Origin of the sequence: Haloactinospora alba (assembly GCF_006717075.1) — a bacterium.
GTDB classification, from domain to species: Bacteria; Actinomycetota; Actinomycetes; order Streptosporangiales; family Streptosporangiaceae; genus Haloactinospora; species Haloactinospora alba.
In genome coordinates this window covers 2,257,815-2,275,175 of the sequence record NZ_VFQC01000001.1, presented here as the reverse complement: position 1 = coordinate 2,275,175, position 17,361 = coordinate 2,257,815, and the positions used below count along the sequence as shown (strand labels likewise).

The window sequence follows — 17,361 nt, the reverse complement described above, 5'->3', positions numbered from 1 at the left end:
CGGAGAGTGCCGGCCACCCACGACCGGAGCGGAGGGGAACGCCGGTGGCCCGACCGAAAGCGCCGATACTCAACGCCCAGCGGATCCGCGCGACCGCGCTGGCACTGGTCGACCGCGTGGGTCTGGAGGGCTTCTCCATGCGGAAACTCGCCCACGAGCTGGACGTCCAGGCCGCCTCCCTCTACAGCCACTACCGCACCAAGGAGGACCTGCTCGCGGACATAGCCGACGAGATCATGTCCGGCGTCGACGTCTCCGGTTTCGACACGGGCGACTGGCGGCACGGGCTCACCGTGTGGGCCCGCTCGTACCGCTCGGCTCTGGCGGCCCACCCCAACCTGGTCCCGTTCATCGCCGCGGGCCCCGGGCGCCGTACGGAAGCCCTCCGCCGTGCCGACGCCGTGCACGGCGGACTGATCGCGGCGGGCTGGCCCGCGCGGCACGCCACCATGATCGGCGCATCCACCAAGTACCTGGTGGTGGGAGCCGCCACCAACTCGTTCGCCCGGGGCTTCGACGACGACGTGCGCGTGTACCGCGACCGCTACCCCAACCTCTCCCAGGCCCACCGCCTGTCCGAACACGCCGCGGCGATCGACCACGAGAGTTTCGAACTGGCCCTCTCCGCCTTCCTGGACGGCCTCACCCAGCTGTACGCCTCTCTCGTGCCGGGAGGGCACGCCCAGCCGCCGGGCTCCCCCGAGGAGGGGGAGTGAACCGTCCCGGTACCCGCCCCTCCGGCAGGCGGTGGGGCGCGCGCTCTCCCACGGCGGCCACGGGGCTCGCCCTCGCCCTGGCCGCCTGCGCCCAGCAGCCCGGGGTTCGGGCTCCGGATCCCGAACCCGGCAGGCCGACCACTGCCTGGCCGGTGACCGTGGCGCGGATCGTCGACGGGGACACCTTCGTCGGGCGAGCGTCCGAAAGCCCTGCCCGGGGAGCGCCGGAGGGGCGGTTTCGGGTGCGACTGCTGGCGGTCGACACCCCGGAACCGGGAACGTGCTACGCGGCGGAGGCCCGCGGGCGCCTCGCGGAGTTGCTCCCGCCGGACAGCACCGCCCACGTCGTCCCGGAAACGGAACCGAAGGACGAGTACGGCCGCTACCTGCTCCAGGTGTGGAACGCGGACGGCACCTGGGTCAACCGTGACCTCGTGGCCACCGGGCACGCCGAAGCGCTGCCGGTTGGGCCCAACGATGCCCGCGCCGCCACGGTCGGACACGCGGAGAACCGCGCGAGAACCATGGGGCGAGGATTGTGGGGAGAGTGCGCGTCCGCGGGAGCACGGGAACGCGGGACCGGCGCCGCGCCCGACGCCATGTCACCGCCGTGTTCCGGCCGGCGCGGATGCGCCAGCCCTGCGCGTCGCGGACGAGGACGAACACCGCGACGCTCTCCCTGCGGACCGTGTCGGTGGACGTGGGGAGCCCCCGGACGTCGGCGGGGTGCTGCCGCGCGTGGACGACAGCGACGTCGGAGGGCAGGAGAGTCAGGCTTTCGACGTCGTAGTTGCCCCTGACATCCGCCAGTGGTCCGCCGTGCCCGAACAGCGAACACCTGGACGTCGCGCCTCACCCCCGTACAACCCGCTCTCCGGGCACCTTCCCTGCCCCGGTGCGGGGAGGGAGCGCCGTGGCCAGCGACCGTGATCCTGCCATAGCGTCGGGCACCCCCGAGCCCGCCCGTCGTCGTTCACTCCGCCGTGAGCTGCTGGAGGAACCACCGTTCCAGGGTCTCGTCGACGGCCCTGGCCGTGGGCAGCTGCGGGGCGGGTTCGAGCCCGGGCTCCTCGGCCAACGGGTGGGGCAGGTCCGGCACGGTCGCCAGCTCGACGTCGCCGGGGCGCGCGTACTGCCCACGCAGGGTGCCCACCAGAGCGGTCGCGTCCGTCCGAAACGCCGGGTGGTCCCGCTCGCCGCTGACGAGGAGCAACGGCGGCTGCGCCGCGGCGCCTGCGGAGAGGCGGGCGACGAAGTCCAGCTCGTCGGCGGTCCTGCGGGACTCCTCAGCCCACGGGTAGGCCCGTCCGGACTCGGCCCCGATGAGCTCAACAGCGGATCGCATCCGCACGACCGGATTGACCAGTGCGGCCGCCTTGACCGGAATCCGCCCGGCGGCCAGCACTTCCAGCGCCACGGCTCCACCGAGCGAACCGCCGAGGATACCGATCGGCCCGTCGTCGACCGGCAGCTGGTCGCGCAGCTCGGCCAGCGCGGCCGGGAACTCGTCGACGGCCTGGTGGAAGAACGGGGCCAGGTACGCCATCAACGGGTCCTTACGTATGAGTTCGATGACGGCGTCAACACGGCCGTCGACCATCCGCGCGCCGCACATCGGCATACCGAGGTGGACCCGCCAGGCGGGTACCCCGGCCATGGGCAATGCGGCAGCGAAGGCCGCGTCCGTGCGGGGCGCGTCCAGCATGTGCCAGCTCACGATCAACGGCGCTGAGGCGCCGGTGGCACCGCTTGGTGGCAACGCCGTGAACGGGACACCCGCCGCTGTGCCGGTAACGGTTTCCACGCTCCCCTGCCCTCCCCGACGGTTCACAGTCTGCGACGCCACCGTAGGCAGTCCGGCGGGACGACGGCTCTCCTTTCCTCCAAGGGCGAAACCGGGCCCGCACGACGCGCACAGCGGGTCCGCACACGGCCTTGAGAGGATGCGTGCAGTTCGACGGGAAGAGAAAGCCCCGATGCAACGCCCACTCAAAGCGCTGCTGTTCGATGTGCAGGGCACCGCCGTTGATTTCCACTCCACTGTGTGCGGAGAGGCCCGCCGGATCAGTGCGGGACGCTGCCCGGACACGGACTGGGCGCGTTTCGTCGACCGGTGGCGTGCGGCTTATTTCGCGGCGACGGGATCAGCCGAGCCCGACCGGGGGAACTGGGTCACGGTGCATTCGACGTACCGTCAGGCGCTCGATCGGCTCCTCGGGGAGGACGGCATCACCGTCTTCTCCGACGCCGAGCGCGAGGAACTGACGCTGGCCTGGCAGAAGCTCGCACCCTGGCCCGACACGGTCGAAGGACTGAACCGGCTCAGGGCGCGCTTCACGCTGGCCACCCTCTCCAACACCGACGTCGCGGCGGTCGTGCACCTTTCCAAACGCGCCGGTTTGCCCTGGGACGCGATCTTCAACGTGGAAATGGCCGGAGCGTTCAAACCCCACCCGTCGACTTACCGAATGGCCACGACCTACCTCGGCTTGGTTCCCGCCGAGGTCATGATGGTCGCCTGTCACAAGTACGACCTGCGGGCTGCGGCCTCGCTGGGTTTCCGGACCGCTTTCGTCGCGCGCCCCCTGGAGTTCGGACCTGCGGGGGCGTCGACGTGCGCTATGAGGAGGAGTTCGGCATCAACGCCGTTGACTTCCTCGATCTCGCCGACCAACTTGGCTGCTGACACTGGCGGGGGGAGCGCTTTTCCGCCGGAGGAGTATCACCGGCTCTCGGGCCCGGACCCGCGGTCGCGCCGTGTCACCGACCGGATGCTCCTGTCCTCAGCGGGAACCGTTCGGGAAACGTGTAGCAGCGTGTCCCGAGCTATCGTACCGTTACGCGGCCGCGTGGTCCGCCTTTCCCGTGCCGGCCATGTGGCGGGCGGCACGGGAAGGGCTCGTGGGTGCGCACCGCCCCCGATACGCGGCAGCACCACATGGCGGTTGCCCCTGGCAGGCGGTCCGAGACTGCCGGTGGTGAGGCCACGACCACTGGGATCACCCCAAGCACATGCACCTGGCGGGAAGTGAGGCGGGGGAGCACGCGCGCCGGGCCGGAGCGCGCAGGCTCCTGCTCACCCGTCTGGTCCCGTGGAACGACGACGCCTGCACCCTCACCGAAGCACGGAGCGCGTTCGCCGGACCCGTCGAGCTGGCCCGCCCGGCAGCGGTGTACGAACTGGGGAGCCCGGGGGGCGGCTGAGGCCCGCCGTCCCGGCCGCGTGCCGCGCGGCGCGGGGGTGTCTGCTGTCGGCGGCTCCGGACCGGGGTCGGTGTCACGCCACCGCCGTGTTCTGGCCGACGCGGATGCGCCAGCCCTGCGCGTCGCGGACGAGGACGAACACCACGATGCTCTCCTTCCGCGCCGTGTCGGTGGCTGTGGGGCGCCCCTGGTCGTCGACCGGGTGCTGCCGTGCGTGGACGACGGCGACGTCGGGGGGCCAGGAAGGCCAGGTTCTCGATTTCGTAGTTGACCCTGATTTCTTCCAACGGTCCGCCGTTCCCGAACACGAACGCCTGGGAGCGGTACAGGGCCTCAGCACCGTCCACGAGGGTGCCCGCGATGTTCACGAAAATCGTGTCCTCGGTGAACAACGCGTTCATGGCCGCGGCGTCGTTGGTGTTGAACGCGTTCTCGTAGTGAGCCACGACGTCGGTGACCTGCCGACGGTCGTCATGGTTACTGGAGGCGTGCTGGGTCGTCGGCCTGTCGGCGGTCATGGTTCTCCGTTCCCAACGGGCCGGTGCACGGCCCGTTCCGGTTGTGGGTCACGGAGATCCTGTTGCCTCAAGTCAGGTTGAGGTCAACTGCCGGTGCGTCCGCTCCCGTGCCGTTCAGGAAACGTGTGAAAACGTGTCCTGAGCCGTCGCCTTGCGGCGCGGCCTTGACCCCGCCCGGCTGGGCGGGGTCTTCCCGTGGCGATACCCGTCGCCAGCGAAGCTGGTCTTACGCGGGTTTCCAGCGGGCTCGTTTATCCTCGCCCCGCAACTCGGGGAGGAGGCGACCTCGGCGAGGTCGGCGAGGTTGGCCGCGGCGTTGGCGTCGCGGTCGGCGACCACCCCGCACGTCTCGCAGGCGAACGCCCGCTCCGACAGGCGCAGTTTGGCTTTCACCGCGCCGCAGTCGTTGCAGGTCTTGGAGGAGGGGAACCACCGGTCAGCCACCACCAGGCGGCGTCCGGACCAGGCGGTCTTGTAGTCGAGCTGGCGGCGCACCTCGCCCATGCCGGTGTCGGCCACCGCGCGGGCCAGGCGCCGGTTGGCGACCATCCCGGAGATGTTCAGGTCCTCGATGACGATGGTGTCGAACCCGGCTACCAGGCGAGTGGTGAGCTTGTGCAGGTGGTCGCGGCGAGCGTTGGCCGCCCGGGTGTGGAGGCGGTCGGCGGCGGCGCGGGCTTTGCGCCACCGGGCCGACGAGGCCTGGCCGGTGCGCCGGTCGGGGCCGCGGCGGCGGGAGACCCGCCGCTGGGCGCGCCGCAACTTGCGCTGCGCCTTGTCGAGGTGTTTGGGGTTGGGCACGGTTGCGCCGGTGGACAGTACCGCCAGGTGCTTGATACCCAGGTCCACGCCGACGGCGCCGCCAACGGAGGCCGGAGCCGGTGCGGCGGTGGTTTTCTCGACGGTGAAGGACACGTGCCAGCGGCCCCGCTGGAAACTGACGGTGGCCGACAGGACGCGGGCGGATCCGCGCTCCAGGTGGCGGGCGAGTTTGCGGGTGGACTCGCCGGTACGCACCCGACCGATACGGGGCAGCTTCACGTGCCGGTTGTCGGCCTCATCCAACCCGAAGGTGCCGGTGGTGATGCGGAACGACTTGCGGGACCGCTTGGACTTGAACCGGGGGAACCCCGCCTTCTTCCCGGCGCGCTTGCCGGTGCGCGAGGCGTTCCAGTTCTTCAGTGCCGCCGACAGGTTCGCCAATCCGCTGGCGTAGGCCTCCTTGGAGTTCTCGCCCCACCAGGGCGCCGCCTCGTGTTTGGCGGCGTTCCACTGTTTGCGCAACCCGTAGGCCGACCAGTTCAGCGCGGGGGTCAACTCCGTTTCGGTCAGCCCGTAGGTACGCTCGGCGGTGCGCTGGTCCAGGTTGGCTTTGACGGCGGCCAAACCCCAGTTGTAGGCGAACCGGGCTGCCCCGCAGTGCGAGGACAGTGCTTGGGCCTGTTCGGGGGTGGGCTCCAGCGCGAACAGGTACGCCTGGTGGTGGGTGGCGCCGGTGTTCACGTCGACCCTTCCTCCGCGCGGGCGGTGTCCACGGCGGCGCGGGCGCGGCGCCGGGCTGATCGTCGCCCATACAGCCGGGCGCACAGCGACGTCAGTACCTCGGTGACGTCGCGCACCAGGTTGTCCTCGACTTCGGTGTCGTCGAGCACGACCAGCGACCGGCCCGATGCGGCCAGGGCCGCTTCCACGTGTTCGACCCTGAAGCGGGCCAGCCGGTCGCGGTGCTCGACCACGATTACCGCGACCGACGCATCACGCAGCAGCGCGCAGTTTGGGCCGGTTGCCGTTGAGGGCGGAGCCGGTTTCGGTGATGGTGCCATCCAGGGCGATGCTGCGCCGGGTGCATTCGGTGGCGACCCGTCCCGCCTGGCGTTCCAGGTCGGGCTTCTGGTCAGCGCTGGAAACACGGCAGTAGGCGACGGTACGGCCGCCGGTGCGCACCGGCTCCTCGACGAGGATGGTGCCGGTGGCCGATTGGCGGGCGGGAACGGGCAGCGTTCCCGCGTGGAACCAGTTCAGCGCACTTCGGTACGAGACGCCCTGTGTGCGCCCACTCCGTCAACTTCATGGGGAAGACTTTGCCATGGAATTACTTGTTCTTACACATTCAAACGAACAGTCGCCGACCCCTCGACGTCCACTCGCACGGGGCCCGTCGTCCGCGGCGCGGGGCGCACACCACCCGACGGGCGGGGCCCTTCCGGGTAACCAAAGAGAAAGGCCGCTGCGGCCCGCCGGAGCGGAACCACAACGGCCTTACCCGTTCTGGAGGCGGAGACGGGAATCGAACCCGTGTACAGGGATTTGCAGTCCCTTGCCTAAGCCACTCGGCCACTCCGCCGCACACTCCCGGAGGGACCGAGTGGCCTCTCCGGGAACCCAGAGCGGACGACGGGATTCGAACCCGCGACCCTCACCTTGGCAAGGTGATGCTCTACCACTGAGCCACGTCCGCGTGGTGTGGGGATGCTCGTTCTCCCCGCAGAGCGGACGACGGGATTCGAACCCGCGACCCTCACCTTGGCAAGGTGATGCTCTACCACTGAGCTACGTCCGCGCAGTGCTCGCGGTCGGCCCGACGGGGTCGGGCTCCGCTCCGCTGCGTTACGCACTCTAACGGATGTCAGCGGCTGGAGGAAAACGCGGGCTTGTGAAACCACGGATGCGAGGGGCCAGTATCCCCACGCGGTGCCCCGCACCGGGGGTCTCACGGTTCCAGGAGACTGGAGGAAGTGGGGGTGTCCGGACGGGGCGGGGCGGAGAGGTAGGTGCCCACGCGCTGGATGACCTGGTTCATCTCGTAGGCGACCAGACCCACGTCGCAGTCGGAGTCGGCAAGCAGCGCCATGCACGCGCCCTCCCCGGCGGCAGCGACGAACAGGAAGGCCTCGTCCATCTCGATGATGCTCTGCCGGATGCTCCCGGCGCCGAACTGTTTGCTGGCACCGCCCGCGAGACTCTGCAGCCCCGAGGAAATGGCGGCGAGATGCTCGGCGGTGGAGCGGCTGATCCCGTTGGACGATGCCATCAGTAGCCCGTCGGTCGACAGGACGATGGCGTGCTGCGCGCCCGTCGCGCGAGTGATGAGCTCATCGAGCAGCCAGCTCAGTTCACCGGTTGTGGTGCTGCGTGGGGTCATCGAGATGTTGGGCACGCCTTCTCCGCTACACGGCGCGGGAGGCGACGCCCGTCTCCTTTCTGGTGATGTAGGGGCGACGGTTCACGCTGGGAAACGTGGGGGCGGCGGGTGGAACCCGGTCCGGTGGGAGTGAACCGGATTCCGAACCCCGCGGGTGCGGGGCGTGCTTCGTCGGTGGTCCCGAACAGGGGAGGCGTGCCGAAGATGCGGTCGTGTACCTGGGGGTCGGGCGGGGGCGGCCGTGACAGAACCGGTTCCGAACGTGCGTGACACAACAGGGGCGCCGTGCTCCCGGCCGCCGCGGCAGGGGGTGGTGGGGGTTCCCATCCCGCGGTGTTCGAGGGGAAGGGACGGAAAGGCGCTGCGGAACGCCGTGGGGGAGGGAGTCCGTGCCGTTGTGGTCCTTCTGCCGCAGCCCTCACCCGTTTCGGGCCGTGGGGGAGGGGCCGACGGGAGCCGGAGGCGCAAAGGCGCACACAGGAACGGACGACGGCTCGAGTGGTGGGGAGCCACGGTCTCACCTCCCGCAACAGTGCCGGTCCGGTAACGGCGGATGTGTCGTTGGAGAACGTCGCCGCCGGCCCGAGGAGTCGGTACGGCTCTCTCCCTCGCGTCAGCCACGCTGTGGTGCGGCCGTGTGCGGGAGTGGACTCCGGAGGGCACGGGCAGGACGGAGACGGTTCTGCAAGAGTTGCTTAGATGATAGTCATCTGTGACCGATGCATTCGTTAGGTGGAGGGGTATCCGAGTGTCGAGGGCCACGATCTGTGCCGGGATAGTGGGACATTTCGTCACGTTACCCATCAGTCCTATCCCGTAAATGGGTGCGGCCGATGCTGGTCAATGGGTTGCGTCGAGCACGGATGGCGTATAGGGGCCGCTACGGAGGCGTGCCGTGCCCCTGGGAGAGATCGAGAAACCGAGATATCGAGGAGACGGTAACGATGCGGGTGTGGATCGCGGGCGCTGGACACGGGAGCGGACAGGTGCTCGACGCGGACGAGGCCCGGGTGTCCGTGTTGGACCACGGGATCACGGTGGGGGACGGTGTCTTCGAGACGATCAAGGCGGTCTCGGGGGAGCCGTTCGCGCTGAGCCGCCACCTCCGCAGGCTGGCGCGCTCCGCGGGCGCGTTGGGACTGCCGGAGCCCGACCTCTCCCGCCTGGCGCACGGCGTGCGCCAGGCGCTGGAAGCCAACCCGGACGTCTCACCGGCACGGGTACGCATCACGATGACGGGCGGTCCCGCTCCGCTCGGCTCGGAACGCACCGGTGCCGAACCCACCTACGTGGTGGCGATAGGGCCACTGGCGCACCCCGCCCCCGCAGCGGACGTCACCGTCGTCCCGTGGAGCCGTAACGAGAACGGGGCGTTGACCGGAGTGAAGTCCACCTCTTACGCGGACAACGTCCTGGCGCTGAACTACGCGATGGAGCGGGGCGCGAGTGAGGCGCTGTTCGCCAACACGGCGGGAAACCTGTGTGAGGGTACGGGCAGTAACGTCTTCGTCGTCTCCGACGGTGAACTGCTCACTCCGCCTCTTTCCGCCGGTCCGCTGGCGGGAATCACTCGTGAGCTCGTGCTGGAGTGGGCTGGTGGGACGGAGGCGGATATCCCGCTTCCGGCGCTTTCCACCGCATCCGAGGCGTTTCTGGTGTCCACCGGACGCGACGTGCAACCCATACGTAGTGTCGACCGGAAGAACCTCGCCAACGCCCCCGGTCCGGTGACGCGCGAAGCGATGGAGGTGTTCACGCGGCGCAGCGCCGCTGACATGGATCCGTGATCCGGGCGCCGGTATCGCGGTGCTGTCGGCGGCGGGATGGTACGGCACGTTTGTGCCTTATGGAAGATGGGTAACCAAAAGCCGCAAGTGTGGCTACATTTCACCCTGTATCGGACATGCCCGGATACAGCAGCGCGGTAAATGGCGCCGGTTCGGCCGGGAAGCGGCTGCCTCAGGTGTGCAGGTGCTGCTGGATCTCGGAGTCGAGGTCGACGTAGTCCGCTTCCTGGCCGGCGGGAACGATCTCGTACGTGCGGTGCAGGAACTCGGCGAGCGGCGACACCGGGGCGTCGAACTGCGCCTGGCCGAAGGGCGAGGAGAGAGCGATGTTGATCGTACGCTCCTCGTCGTCCGTGGAGGGCCAGACGCGCACGTCCCCTTCGCCGACGGGGCGCACGATTCCCACGGTGAGAAGCTCACGCGCGAAGATCCACTCCACCGGCTCGTCCTCGCCGGTGTGGAACGCGACCTTGATGGCGTAGGGGTCATCGGCCGTGTAGTCCACCTGCGCGACCAACGGGACCGCTGTGCGGTCGGGAACCACGAGCCGAAGACCCAGCTCGGCGCTGGCAGTGGTGTCACTACTGTTCATGTTCGCCAAACCTTTTCCTCATCCGGTCCCGCTGTGAGCGGGCTGTTCTCGTCTCGCCCGCTCCAACGCGGCCGGCCGCGTGCTATGACGCGTGACCAGGAGACTTTTTCTCTCGGATCGTGGATGGGGAGCGCCTCGCGGCCTCTCCGATCCTCCGTCACTGTAATGAGCTGCGGAAACCAGGAATTTCCGAATTTTTGTGTGTCCCGCGTCACGAGCGGAGACGAAACCGCTGCTCACATGCCGTTTCCTCTTCCCGAAGCTCCCTCCACGGCGGGGTTCCGGGATTTGCGTGCTGTTGACCAAACATCGTGTTCGCGAAAATGTGACGTCCATCACCCCTCCTGTGGGCCGCTGTAGCGGGGGTGAATGCACGATCCACCCCTGTGGATGCGCTAGAGTTTTAATTGTTCGGTTCGCACGGCGGACGGAACCCCGAGGGCGGTTAGCTCAGTTGGCTAGAGCGCGTCGTTCACACCGACGAGGTCACTGGTTCGAGTCCAGTATCGCCCACACACCGCACAGGCCGGTCCCAACCTCACGGGGCCGGCCCGTTTTATTGGATTTTTGGTCTGCCGCGCCACGCACCTGACAGTGTGCGGGCGTGTTCCAATCCGGGATGTCCACGGATGGGGGAGCTGTCCAATACACGCCTGAAGTGTCCTGATTGTGGGGCAGGCCCGTATCGTGAACCGACGGGTGGCTCTCCGCCTGGTACCGACTGCCGCGCTCGCCCTACCGCAGCGAGGAACTGCGCGCTCGGGAGCCCTCCTTGCGGGCGCGCCGAACCTCCTTGCGCGCCTGGTGCCGGTGCTGGGCCTGGACAGCGTTCTCCTTCGCGTAGTGCCCCCACCGTCGGGCGAGCCGCAGGGGCTTGCCTGCCCAGGCGAACTCGGTCGCCAGCACGGCCAGTCCCAGGACGATGCCGCCGATCCCCGGGCCGGGGGTCACGCACATGACGATCCCCGCCAACAGGATGGGGCCGCCGACCAGCACCACCGCCACGCGCCACGTCCAGTGCAGGACAGGATGGGAGTGCATGCGTCGGCGCCAGAGACGCAGACGGACACGTGCTTTCCGCCACCGTTGGGACAACGTCGCGGAAGAGAGTCGAGGTGTCACCGGTCGCGAGCCTGTTCCGGTCGGTGGCATCGGAGACATGGGGGATACGGTACCGACGCTAGCACGCGGGGGCCAGAGCGACCTCGGGCACATGGGGCCCGGAGGTCCCGTGGCCCGTCGGGTGTCCGCAAGCGGACGACGGACGTCCCGGAAGCGCGGAAACCTCCCGGGCGAGGCCGGGAGCGGGGCGGGCCGACACCGCTGACCGGACGTGTGAGGGCTCTCGGCAAGGGCAATGTCGGATGATCAGTCGCCGGTGAGGAGATAGCATCACACCCGAACCTGGTTCCAGGCCAGACGGCCCGGAACCCAGTCCTGGCCGGCGTGCGGCGCCAGCCAACGACGTTCTCTTCCCCAACGACTGAGGAGCTACCGTGTCCGCCGTATCTGAGCCGCGTATCACCCTCGCCGGAACCGAGCGTTCGGTAGCGGCCGGCACTACGGCCGGGCAGGCACTGGAAGCCGACGGTCGGACCGTGATCGCCGCCCGCGTGAACGGCGAACTGCACGACCTCGCCACGGAGTTGAGCGACGGTGACTCCGTGGAACCAGTAGCCATCGACTCCGACGACGGCCGCGCGATCCTGCGGCACTCCACCGCCCACGTACTGGCGCAGGCGGTACAGGAACTCTTCCCGGAGGCGAAGCTGGGCATCGGCCCGCCGGTGGACAACGGCTTCTACTACGACTTCGACGTGACGACGCCCTTCACCCCGCAGGACCTCAAGCGCATCGAGAAGAAGATGACCGAGATCATCAAGCAGGGGCAGCGTTTCGACCGCCGCGCGGTCACCGAGGACGACGCCCGCGCGGAGCTGTCGACCGAGCCCTACAAACTCGAGCTCATCGGCCTGAAGGGCGGGCCCGGGGACTCCGCGGACGGAGCCGACGTGGAGGTCGGTTCGGGCGAACTCACGGTCTACGACAACATCCACCCCCGGACCGGGGAACTGTGCTGGAAGGACCTCTGCCGCGGTCCGCACCTTCCCACCACCAAGGTCGTCCCGGCCTTCAAACTGATGCGCTCCGCGGCGGCCTACTGGCGCGGCAGTGAGCTCAATCCCCAGCTGCAGCGCATCTACGGCACGGCGTGGGAGAGCAAGGAGGCGCTCCAGGAGTACCTGACCTTCCTGGAGGAGGCCGAGAAGCGGGACCACCGCAAGCTCGGCGCGGAGCTGGACCTGTTCTCCTTCCCCGACGAGCTCGGGCCCGGCCTGGCGGTGTTCCACCCCAAGGGCGGGGTGGTGCGTACCGAGATGGAACGGTACTCGCGACGCCGGCACGAGGAGGCCGGCTACGAGTTCGTCAACACGCCCCACCTGTCCAAGGCGAAACTGTTCGAGACGTCCGGGCACCTGCCGAACTACGCGGAGGCGATGTTCCCGCCGATGGAGTTCGACGGTCAGGACTACTACCTCAAGGCCATGAACTGCCCGATGCACAACCTGGTCTTCAAGGCGCGCGGGCGGTCCTACCGGGAACTTCCGCTGCGGATGTTCGAGTTCGGCACGGTGTACCGGTACGAGAAGTCCGGTGTCGTGCACGGTCTCACCCGGGCCCGGGGCTTCACCCAGGACGACGCGCACATCTACTGCGCCATCGAGCAGATGCCCGACGAGCTGGACACCCTGCTGACGTTCGTGCTCGACCTGCTGCGTGACTACGGGCTGAGCGACTTCTACCTCGAACTCTCCACCCGGGGCGACTCCGACAAGTTCCTCGGCGGTCCGCAGGAGTGGGAGAGCGCCACGGAGGCGCTGCGTCGGGCCGCGGACAAGCAGGAACTGGATCTGGTGCTGGACCCGGGCGGAGCCGCGTACTACGGCCCCAAGATCTCGGTGCAGGCGAAGGACGCCATCGGCCGGACCTGGCAGATGTCCACGATCCAGGTGGACCTCCAGCAGCCCAAGCTCTTCGACCTGGAGTACACCGCCGCCGACGGTTCCCGTCAGCGGCCGGTGATGATCCACCGGGCCCTGTTCGGGTCGATCGAGCGGTTCTTCGGTGTGCTGCTGGAGCACTACGCCGGGGCGTTCCCGGCGTGGCTGGCACCCGTGCAGGTCGTCGGGGTCCCGATCGCGGACGAGCACGTCGCCCACCTGGAGGACGCGGCCGGGAAACTGCGTTCCCAGGGGATCCGGGTGGAGGTGGACTCCGGCGACGACCGGATGCAGAAGAAGATCCGCAACGCCCAGAAGCAGAAGGTGCCGTTCATGCTGCTGGCCGGCGACGACGACGTCAGCAAGGGCGCGGTCTCCTTCCGCTACCGGGACGGTTCGCAGAACAACGCCGTCCCCGTGGACGACGCCGTCGCCGAGATCGTCGCCGCGGTGCGCGAGGGCAAGCAGGTCTGAGTTCCGCGGGAGCGGAGCCGGACACTAGTCGCAGGCGGGGCGGCCGGGGACCTCCTCCGGCTGCCCCGCCTGCGTGTGTCCACTATTCCCGACGCCGCCCCGCCGCTGGCCCCGTGGTTTCCCGGCGGGTGGCAACGGTGGTGCCGTGATTCGTCCCACGCCTCCATGGGCAGCGGGAGGAGGACAGTGCTCGTCTCGCCTCGGCGCCGCCACCCGTACAGCTCCGGGGTACCGATCCCACCAGGGGTGAGATTCCCGGAGCGGTTCCGGACGGTGCCGGGGCCGGTGGCTTCGCGGGTGGTGAGCTGGCTGAGGTCGATGGTCGTGGCGGGGATGTCCACGGACGCACGGACATCCGACGGCTGACCCCGATTCGGTGTGGTGGACAGTACCGCCCTTCCCGCTGGTTCACTGCGGTGACCGGACCGACCACCTTCACCGAGTGGTCCCGCGCACGGGTGTCCTGGGGGTGATGTCCGGGATCCCCGGGCCGAGATCCAGGGGACAGGCCGGATGGCGACAGGCCCCGCCCGCGGGATCCTCTCCGGTGAGTACCGATCGCGGCCGCACGTGACACATGCGGAAGGGTGGATGAGGGCCATGTCAGAACCCGTGCAGGGGCGGGCGACACAGGATGGCGGAACGCAGCGGTTCCGGATGGCGTCGTCGGGAATCCTGGCTCTGGTCGGTGGTGTCCTGACGATCGTCAGCAACCTCCTCCAGTAGCGGCAGGACATCCCGCGCGGCGATCCGCTCGGGACTCTCGACTACATCGCCGGGAATCCGTGGTGGTTCGCCGCGGCCCTGGCCGGCGTGCTCGGGGTACTGTGCTGGGCCGTGGCGTTCACGACGGCTGGTCGCACCCTGACAGATCCGATAAGCGGGGCGATCGCGCGGATGGCCGACCCCGTGCTGGTGGCGGCGGCCGCCGTGTTCGCGGTCAACTACGCCCACGACGGATTCAGCAGCGGTGTGGTCGCCCAGCAGTGGTCGTCCGGCGAGCGCGGCGCCGCCGCCGCTCTGGTCGACAGCCGGGTCACGGAAGGGCTCGTCGGCGGTACCTCCATCCTGTCCCAGACGCTCCTCGGATTGGCGCTGGCTCTCTACGCCCTGGCGATGCTGCGCAGCGGGGAGCACTCACGCGTACTGTGCTCGGTCGGCATCGTCGGAACCCTCGGATGGTTCGCTGGTGGTGCGGCGCTGTTCCTGCGGCTTCCCGGCGTCTCGTTCGAGATCCTCCTGCCCTTCGTCGGACTTGCCACGGTCTGGGTGCTGGGCGTCGGGGTCGCCCTCCTGCGCCGCGGCTTCCGTGGTCCGCGGACCGAACCCGCGTAGGGGGCGCTCCAGGTCCCGCGTCCGGTGATCCCGTCAGGCCCCGCGGGGCCTGACGGGTGCTGTGGGCCGGCCGCTCCGGCAGGACGGGCCGGCCTGTGGCCCGGGACAGCTCCACGCGTCCTACCCGTGTCCGCCGCTGGGGCTGGTCCGTACGGACCCGCTCTCCTGCGACCGGAGGGGCCGGCGAGCCACAGGGCGCTCCAGCGGAGTGCCAGCGACCACCGCCCGTCCAGCGTGCGCTCGGCGGGCGGGCCCAGGGGCGTGCGCGCACAGGTTGATTCCTTCCAGGGGCTACGTATACCATCATTGAACTAATCAATTAGTGAAATGGTGGTGGGTGTGATCGAGTACCGCATCGACCGCAACTCAGGCGTCGACACCTATATGCAGCTTGTGCAACAGACCAAGCGCGCCATGCGGTTGGGCGCTCTGTTGCCCGGTGACCGGCTGCCCACGGCGAAACAGGTGGTGAACGCGACAGCGATCAATCCCAACACCGTGCTGCGGGCCTACCGGGAGCTGGAACGCGAGGGGCTGGTCGAGGCCGTACGCGGGCGGGGAACGTTCGTGACCGGATCACTGGCGCGTTCGGAGGCCTCGGCGGACTCCCGGTTGCGTGCCGACCTCGTCGCCTGGATGCGGCGTGCCCGCGATTCGGGCCTCGGAGCCGAGGATGTGGCCGCCCTGGTCGACTCCGTCGCCGGCGAGTGCTTCGCGCGGCCGGAAACCGACACTGCCGACACGAGCGAGGAGGAGGAATGACCGGACCGGCCGCGACGCCGGCTCTGCGTACCAGTGGTCTCGGCAAGCGTTACGGAGGGACGTGGGCGTTACGCGACTGCTCCGTGTCGGTTCCCCGGGGGCGGATCTGCTTCCTGGTCGGAACCAACGGAGCGGGCAAGAGCACCCTGCTGGACCTGGTGTGCGGGATCGCCGAACCGACGACGGGAACGGTGGACGTGCTCGGTTCCCCCGTGGCAAGGGGGGAAGGCAGCCGGCGGGTCTCCTTCCTCGACCAGAACAAACCCCTGTTCCGCAGCTTCACCGTCGACGAGATGATGCGCACCGGGCGGGAACTCAATCCCTCGTGGGACGCGAGTCTGGCCCGCCGGGTACTGGCCGTGGGCGACATACCGGGATCGGCCCGGGTCAACACCCTGTCGGGAGGACACCGCGGCCTGGTGGCGCTGGCGCTCACCCTGGGCAAGAGCGCTGACCTCGTCCTGCTCGACGAGCCACTGGCCGAACTGGATCCGGTGGCCAGGCACGAGGTGCTGGGACTGGTACTGGCCGAGGCCGCGGAGCGGGAGCTGACCGTGGTGATCTCCTCACACACCCTCCCCGACATGGACGGAGTGTGCGACTACCTGCTCCTGCTCAACCAGGGGCGCGTCCAGCTCGCGGGGGAACCCGAGGAGATCGCCCGGGCCCACCGGCGCGTCACCACGGTCCCCGGCGCGGAGGACGCCGAAAGCGCCGACACGGGCACGGAGTCCGGACACACGGTTGTCGATTCGTGGCAGACCGGCCGCGGGTCGGGCGCTCTGGTGCGTTCCGACGGGGAGTTGCCGCCGGACTGGTACCCCGAGCGGGTCACCGCCGAGGAGGTCGTGCTCGCCCACATGCGCAATCCGGAGGTCGCGGAGCTGTACACGGCCGCGGCGCTGGGGGAGACCGTGACGCAGGAAGCCGAGGTGCTGTCGTGAACGGTGTGTTGTGGCTCACGTGGCGCCAGCAGCGCCTGGGTGTCGCCGCCGCGGTAGTGCTGGCGGTCGCCGGCGCGGTGTACGTTCAGGTGTTCGACGACCTGTGGCCGTTCCTGGGGTCGCTTTATCTGAAGATGCCCGAAACGTCGGACCTCCTGGTCCGTGCGGTCCTGTTACTGGTCGGTGTCTTCTGGGGAGCGCCACTGCTCGCCAGGCAGTTCCAGGAGGGGACGCACCGGATGGTGTTCACCCAGTCGGTCTCCCGGCGGCGGTGGTTCACCGCCCAGGTGGGCCTGGCGGCCGTGGTGGCGGCCGTGGTCGCCGCTGTGGCCAGTTCCCTGCTCGTGTGGCACGCGTGGTCCGTCAACCTGTTACAGGGGGGATACTGGGTTTCCTGGGAGCGGCTCGGCTCGGTGCCGGCCCTGCCCGGTATCGCCGCAGGATGGGGGGAGCGGCTGGCGGACTCGTACCTACCGGCGGTTGAGCTGGGGTCCAACTACAGCATCTATCCGCCGGTGGCCCTGGGCTACGCGCTGCTGTTCCTGGCCGTCGGGGTGGCTGCCGGGGTGGTACTGCGCCGGACCGTGCCCGCGATGGCGCTCACCCTGCTCGTCTGCGGTGCGTGCTACGCCCTGGCCGACTACGTGCGTCCCCAGGCCCTGGCCCTGGCGATCACCACGGACGGGGAACTCTCCCGCAAGGTGGACACGGCCGCGGAAGGGGGCGGAGTAGACGGGCTGCGGGGCACAGGTACGGAGTTCCTTCCCGCCCGGGAGTGGTTCTGGATCGCGCAGGGGGCGGAGGCCGCGCTCTGCCTGGCCGCGGCGGCCGCCGTCATGGTGTTCGCGTGGCGGCGCGTGCGGCGTATGGACTAGGAAACGGTCC

General features: G+C 69.2%; 16 protein-coding genes, 4 tRNA genes and 3 pseudogenes. 12 read left to right on the top strand and 11 right to left on the bottom strand.

Features of this window, described 5'->3' with window-relative positions:
* The first annotated feature begins 44 nt into the window (after window positions 1–44).
* Together FHX37_RS10245 and FHX37_RS24090 are read left to right on the top strand one after the other, a co-directional pair.
* Window positions 45–716: a TetR/AcrR family transcriptional regulator gene (locus FHX37_RS10245; protein ID WP_141923696.1), complete on the top strand. Its 672-nt coding sequence runs from the start codon at window positions 45–47 to the stop codon at window positions 714–716.
* A complete protein-coding gene (locus FHX37_RS24090) occupies window positions 713–1,516 on the top strand; it encodes a thermonuclease family protein (RefSeq protein ID WP_141923695.1) in 804 nt (267 codons plus the stop codon). Before FHX37_RS10245 ends, FHX37_RS24090 begins: the two co-directional genes overlap by 4 nt.
* Window positions 1,517–1,689: 173 nt before the next feature.
* Here FHX37_RS24090 and FHX37_RS10235 read toward each other — a convergent pair whose 3' ends face one another.
* The gene (locus FHX37_RS10235; protein WP_211351795.1) at window positions 1,690–2,520 is read right to left on the bottom strand and encodes a prolyl oligopeptidase family serine peptidase; all 831 of its coding nucleotides are present in this window, start codon (window positions 2,518–2,520) and stop codon (window positions 1,690–1,692) included.
* On the opposite strand from FHX37_RS10235, the gene FHX37_RS10230 reads away from it, so the two are divergent.
* Both FHX37_RS10230 and FHX37_RS10225 read left to right on the top strand, forming a co-directional pair.
* Entirely contained in the window at window positions 2,420–3,748 is a 1,329-nt protein-coding gene (locus FHX37_RS10230) for a haloacid dehalogenase type II (RefSeq protein WP_342777610.1), read from the top strand. The genes FHX37_RS10235 and FHX37_RS10230 overlap by 101 nt on opposite strands.
* Window positions 3,702–3,920 (top strand): annotated as a pseudogene (locus tag FHX37_RS10225) (MBL fold metallo-hydrolase); the annotation flags it as partial. The gene FHX37_RS10230 and the pseudogene FHX37_RS10225, both read left to right, overlap by 47 nt.
* Before the next feature lie 73 nt (window positions 3,921–3,993).
* Here the strand turns inward: FHX37_RS10225 and FHX37_RS23205 are convergent.
* The 8 genes and pseudogenes from FHX37_RS23205 to FHX37_RS10190 all read right to left on the bottom strand — a co-directional run bounded on the left by FHX37_RS23205 (window position 3,994) and on the right by FHX37_RS10190 (window position 7,580).
* A complete protein-coding gene (locus tag FHX37_RS23205) occupies window positions 3,994–4,260 on the bottom strand; it encodes a hypothetical protein (RefSeq protein ID WP_211351942.1) in 267 nt (88 codons plus the stop codon).
* A pseudogene (locus FHX37_RS24085) lies at window positions 4,211–4,438 on the bottom strand (YybH family protein); the annotation flags it as partial. The pseudogene FHX37_RS24085 and the gene FHX37_RS23205, both read right to left, overlap by 50 nt.
* Before the next feature lie 114 nt (window positions 4,439–4,552).
* Window positions 4,553–5,941, bottom strand: coding sequence for an IS607 family element RNA-guided endonuclease TnpB (tnpB, locus tag FHX37_RS10215; protein ID WP_141923694.1), 1,389 nt, complete (start codon window positions 5,939–5,941; stop codon window positions 4,553–4,555).
* Window positions 5,938–6,509: pseudogene (locus FHX37_RS10210) on the bottom strand (IS607 family transposase). The gene tnpB and the pseudogene FHX37_RS10210 overlap by 4 nt, the downstream one beginning before the upstream one ends.
* A gap of 198 nt (window positions 6,510–6,707) precedes the next feature.
* Window positions 6,708–6,782: transfer RNA gene (locus tag FHX37_RS10205), tRNA-Cys, on the bottom strand.
* Between the two features lie 42 nt (window positions 6,783–6,824).
* Window positions 6,825–6,896: transfer RNA gene (locus FHX37_RS10200), tRNA-Gly, on the bottom strand.
* Window positions 6,897–6,926: 30 nt separating this feature from the next.
* Window positions 6,927–6,998, bottom strand: a tRNA-Gly gene (locus tag FHX37_RS10195).
* 150 nt (window positions 6,999–7,148) lie between these two features.
* The gene (locus FHX37_RS10190) at window positions 7,149–7,580 is read right to left on the bottom strand and encodes a roadblock/LC7 domain-containing protein (RefSeq protein ID WP_141925174.1); all 432 of its coding nucleotides are present in this window, start codon (window positions 7,578–7,580) and stop codon (window positions 7,149–7,151) included.
* A gap of 944 nt (window positions 7,581–8,524) precedes the next feature.
* On the opposite strand from FHX37_RS10190, the gene FHX37_RS10185 reads away from it, so the two are divergent.
* Window positions 8,525–9,367 carry an aminotransferase class IV gene (locus FHX37_RS10185; RefSeq protein WP_141923693.1) on the top strand — a complete coding sequence of 281 codons (843 nt, stop codon included), beginning with the start codon at window positions 8,525–8,527 and terminating at the stop codon, window positions 9,365–9,367.
* Window positions 9,368–9,539: 172 nt separating this feature from the next.
* On the opposite strand, the gene FHX37_RS10180 is transcribed toward FHX37_RS10185, so the two are convergent.
* A complete protein-coding gene (locus tag FHX37_RS10180; protein ID WP_141923692.1) occupies window positions 9,540–9,959 on the bottom strand; it encodes an SsgA family sporulation/cell division regulator in 420 nt (139 codons plus the stop codon).
* 439 nt (window positions 9,960–10,398) lie between these two features.
* Here FHX37_RS10180 and FHX37_RS10175 point away from each other — a divergent pair.
* A tRNA-Val gene (locus FHX37_RS10175) sits at window positions 10,399–10,472 on the top strand.
* A 222-nt stretch (window positions 10,473–10,694) separates the two neighbouring features.
* Here FHX37_RS10175 and FHX37_RS10170 read toward each other — a convergent pair.
* The gene (locus FHX37_RS10170; protein WP_141923691.1) at window positions 10,695–11,000 is read right to left on the bottom strand and encodes a PGPGW domain-containing protein; all 306 of its coding nucleotides are present in this window, start codon (window positions 10,998–11,000) and stop codon (window positions 10,695–10,697) included.
* Window positions 11,001–11,455: 455 nt separating this feature from the next.
* Between FHX37_RS10170 and thrS the strand changes: the two genes are divergently transcribed.
* The 6 genes from thrS to FHX37_RS10145 all read left to right on the top strand — a co-directional run bounded on the left by thrS (window position 11,456) and on the right by FHX37_RS10145 (window position 17,351).
* Entirely contained in the window at window positions 11,456–13,435 is a 1,980-nt protein-coding gene (gene thrS / locus FHX37_RS10165) for a threonine--tRNA ligase (protein ID WP_141923690.1), read from the top strand.
* Between the two features lie 600 nt (window positions 13,436–14,035).
* Window positions 14,036–14,161, top strand: coding sequence for a hypothetical protein (locus FHX37_RS23855; RefSeq protein ID WP_281288289.1), 126 nt, complete (start codon window positions 14,036–14,038; stop codon window positions 14,159–14,161).
* A 111-nt stretch (window positions 14,162–14,272) separates the two neighbouring features.
* Entirely contained in the window at window positions 14,273–14,770 is a 498-nt protein-coding gene (locus FHX37_RS10160; protein WP_211351793.1) for a hypothetical protein, read from the top strand.
* 339 nt (window positions 14,771–15,109) lie between these two features.
* The gene (locus tag FHX37_RS10155) at window positions 15,110–15,532 is read left to right on the top strand and encodes a GntR family transcriptional regulator (RefSeq protein ID WP_141923689.1); all 423 of its coding nucleotides are present in this window, start codon (window positions 15,110–15,112) and stop codon (window positions 15,530–15,532) included.
* Complete coding sequence (locus FHX37_RS10150; protein ID WP_141923688.1) at window positions 15,529–16,476, top strand: ATP-binding cassette domain-containing protein; 948 nt, start codon at window positions 15,529–15,531, stop codon at window positions 16,474–16,476. Before FHX37_RS10155 ends, FHX37_RS10150 begins: the two co-directional genes overlap by 4 nt.
* Window positions 16,473–17,351 carry a hypothetical protein gene (locus FHX37_RS10145; RefSeq protein WP_141923687.1) on the top strand — a complete coding sequence of 293 codons (879 nt, stop codon included), beginning with the start codon at window positions 16,473–16,475 and terminating at the stop codon, window positions 17,349–17,351. Before FHX37_RS10150 ends, FHX37_RS10145 begins: the two co-directional genes overlap by 4 nt.
* Window positions 17,352–17,361 lie beyond the last annotated feature (10 nt).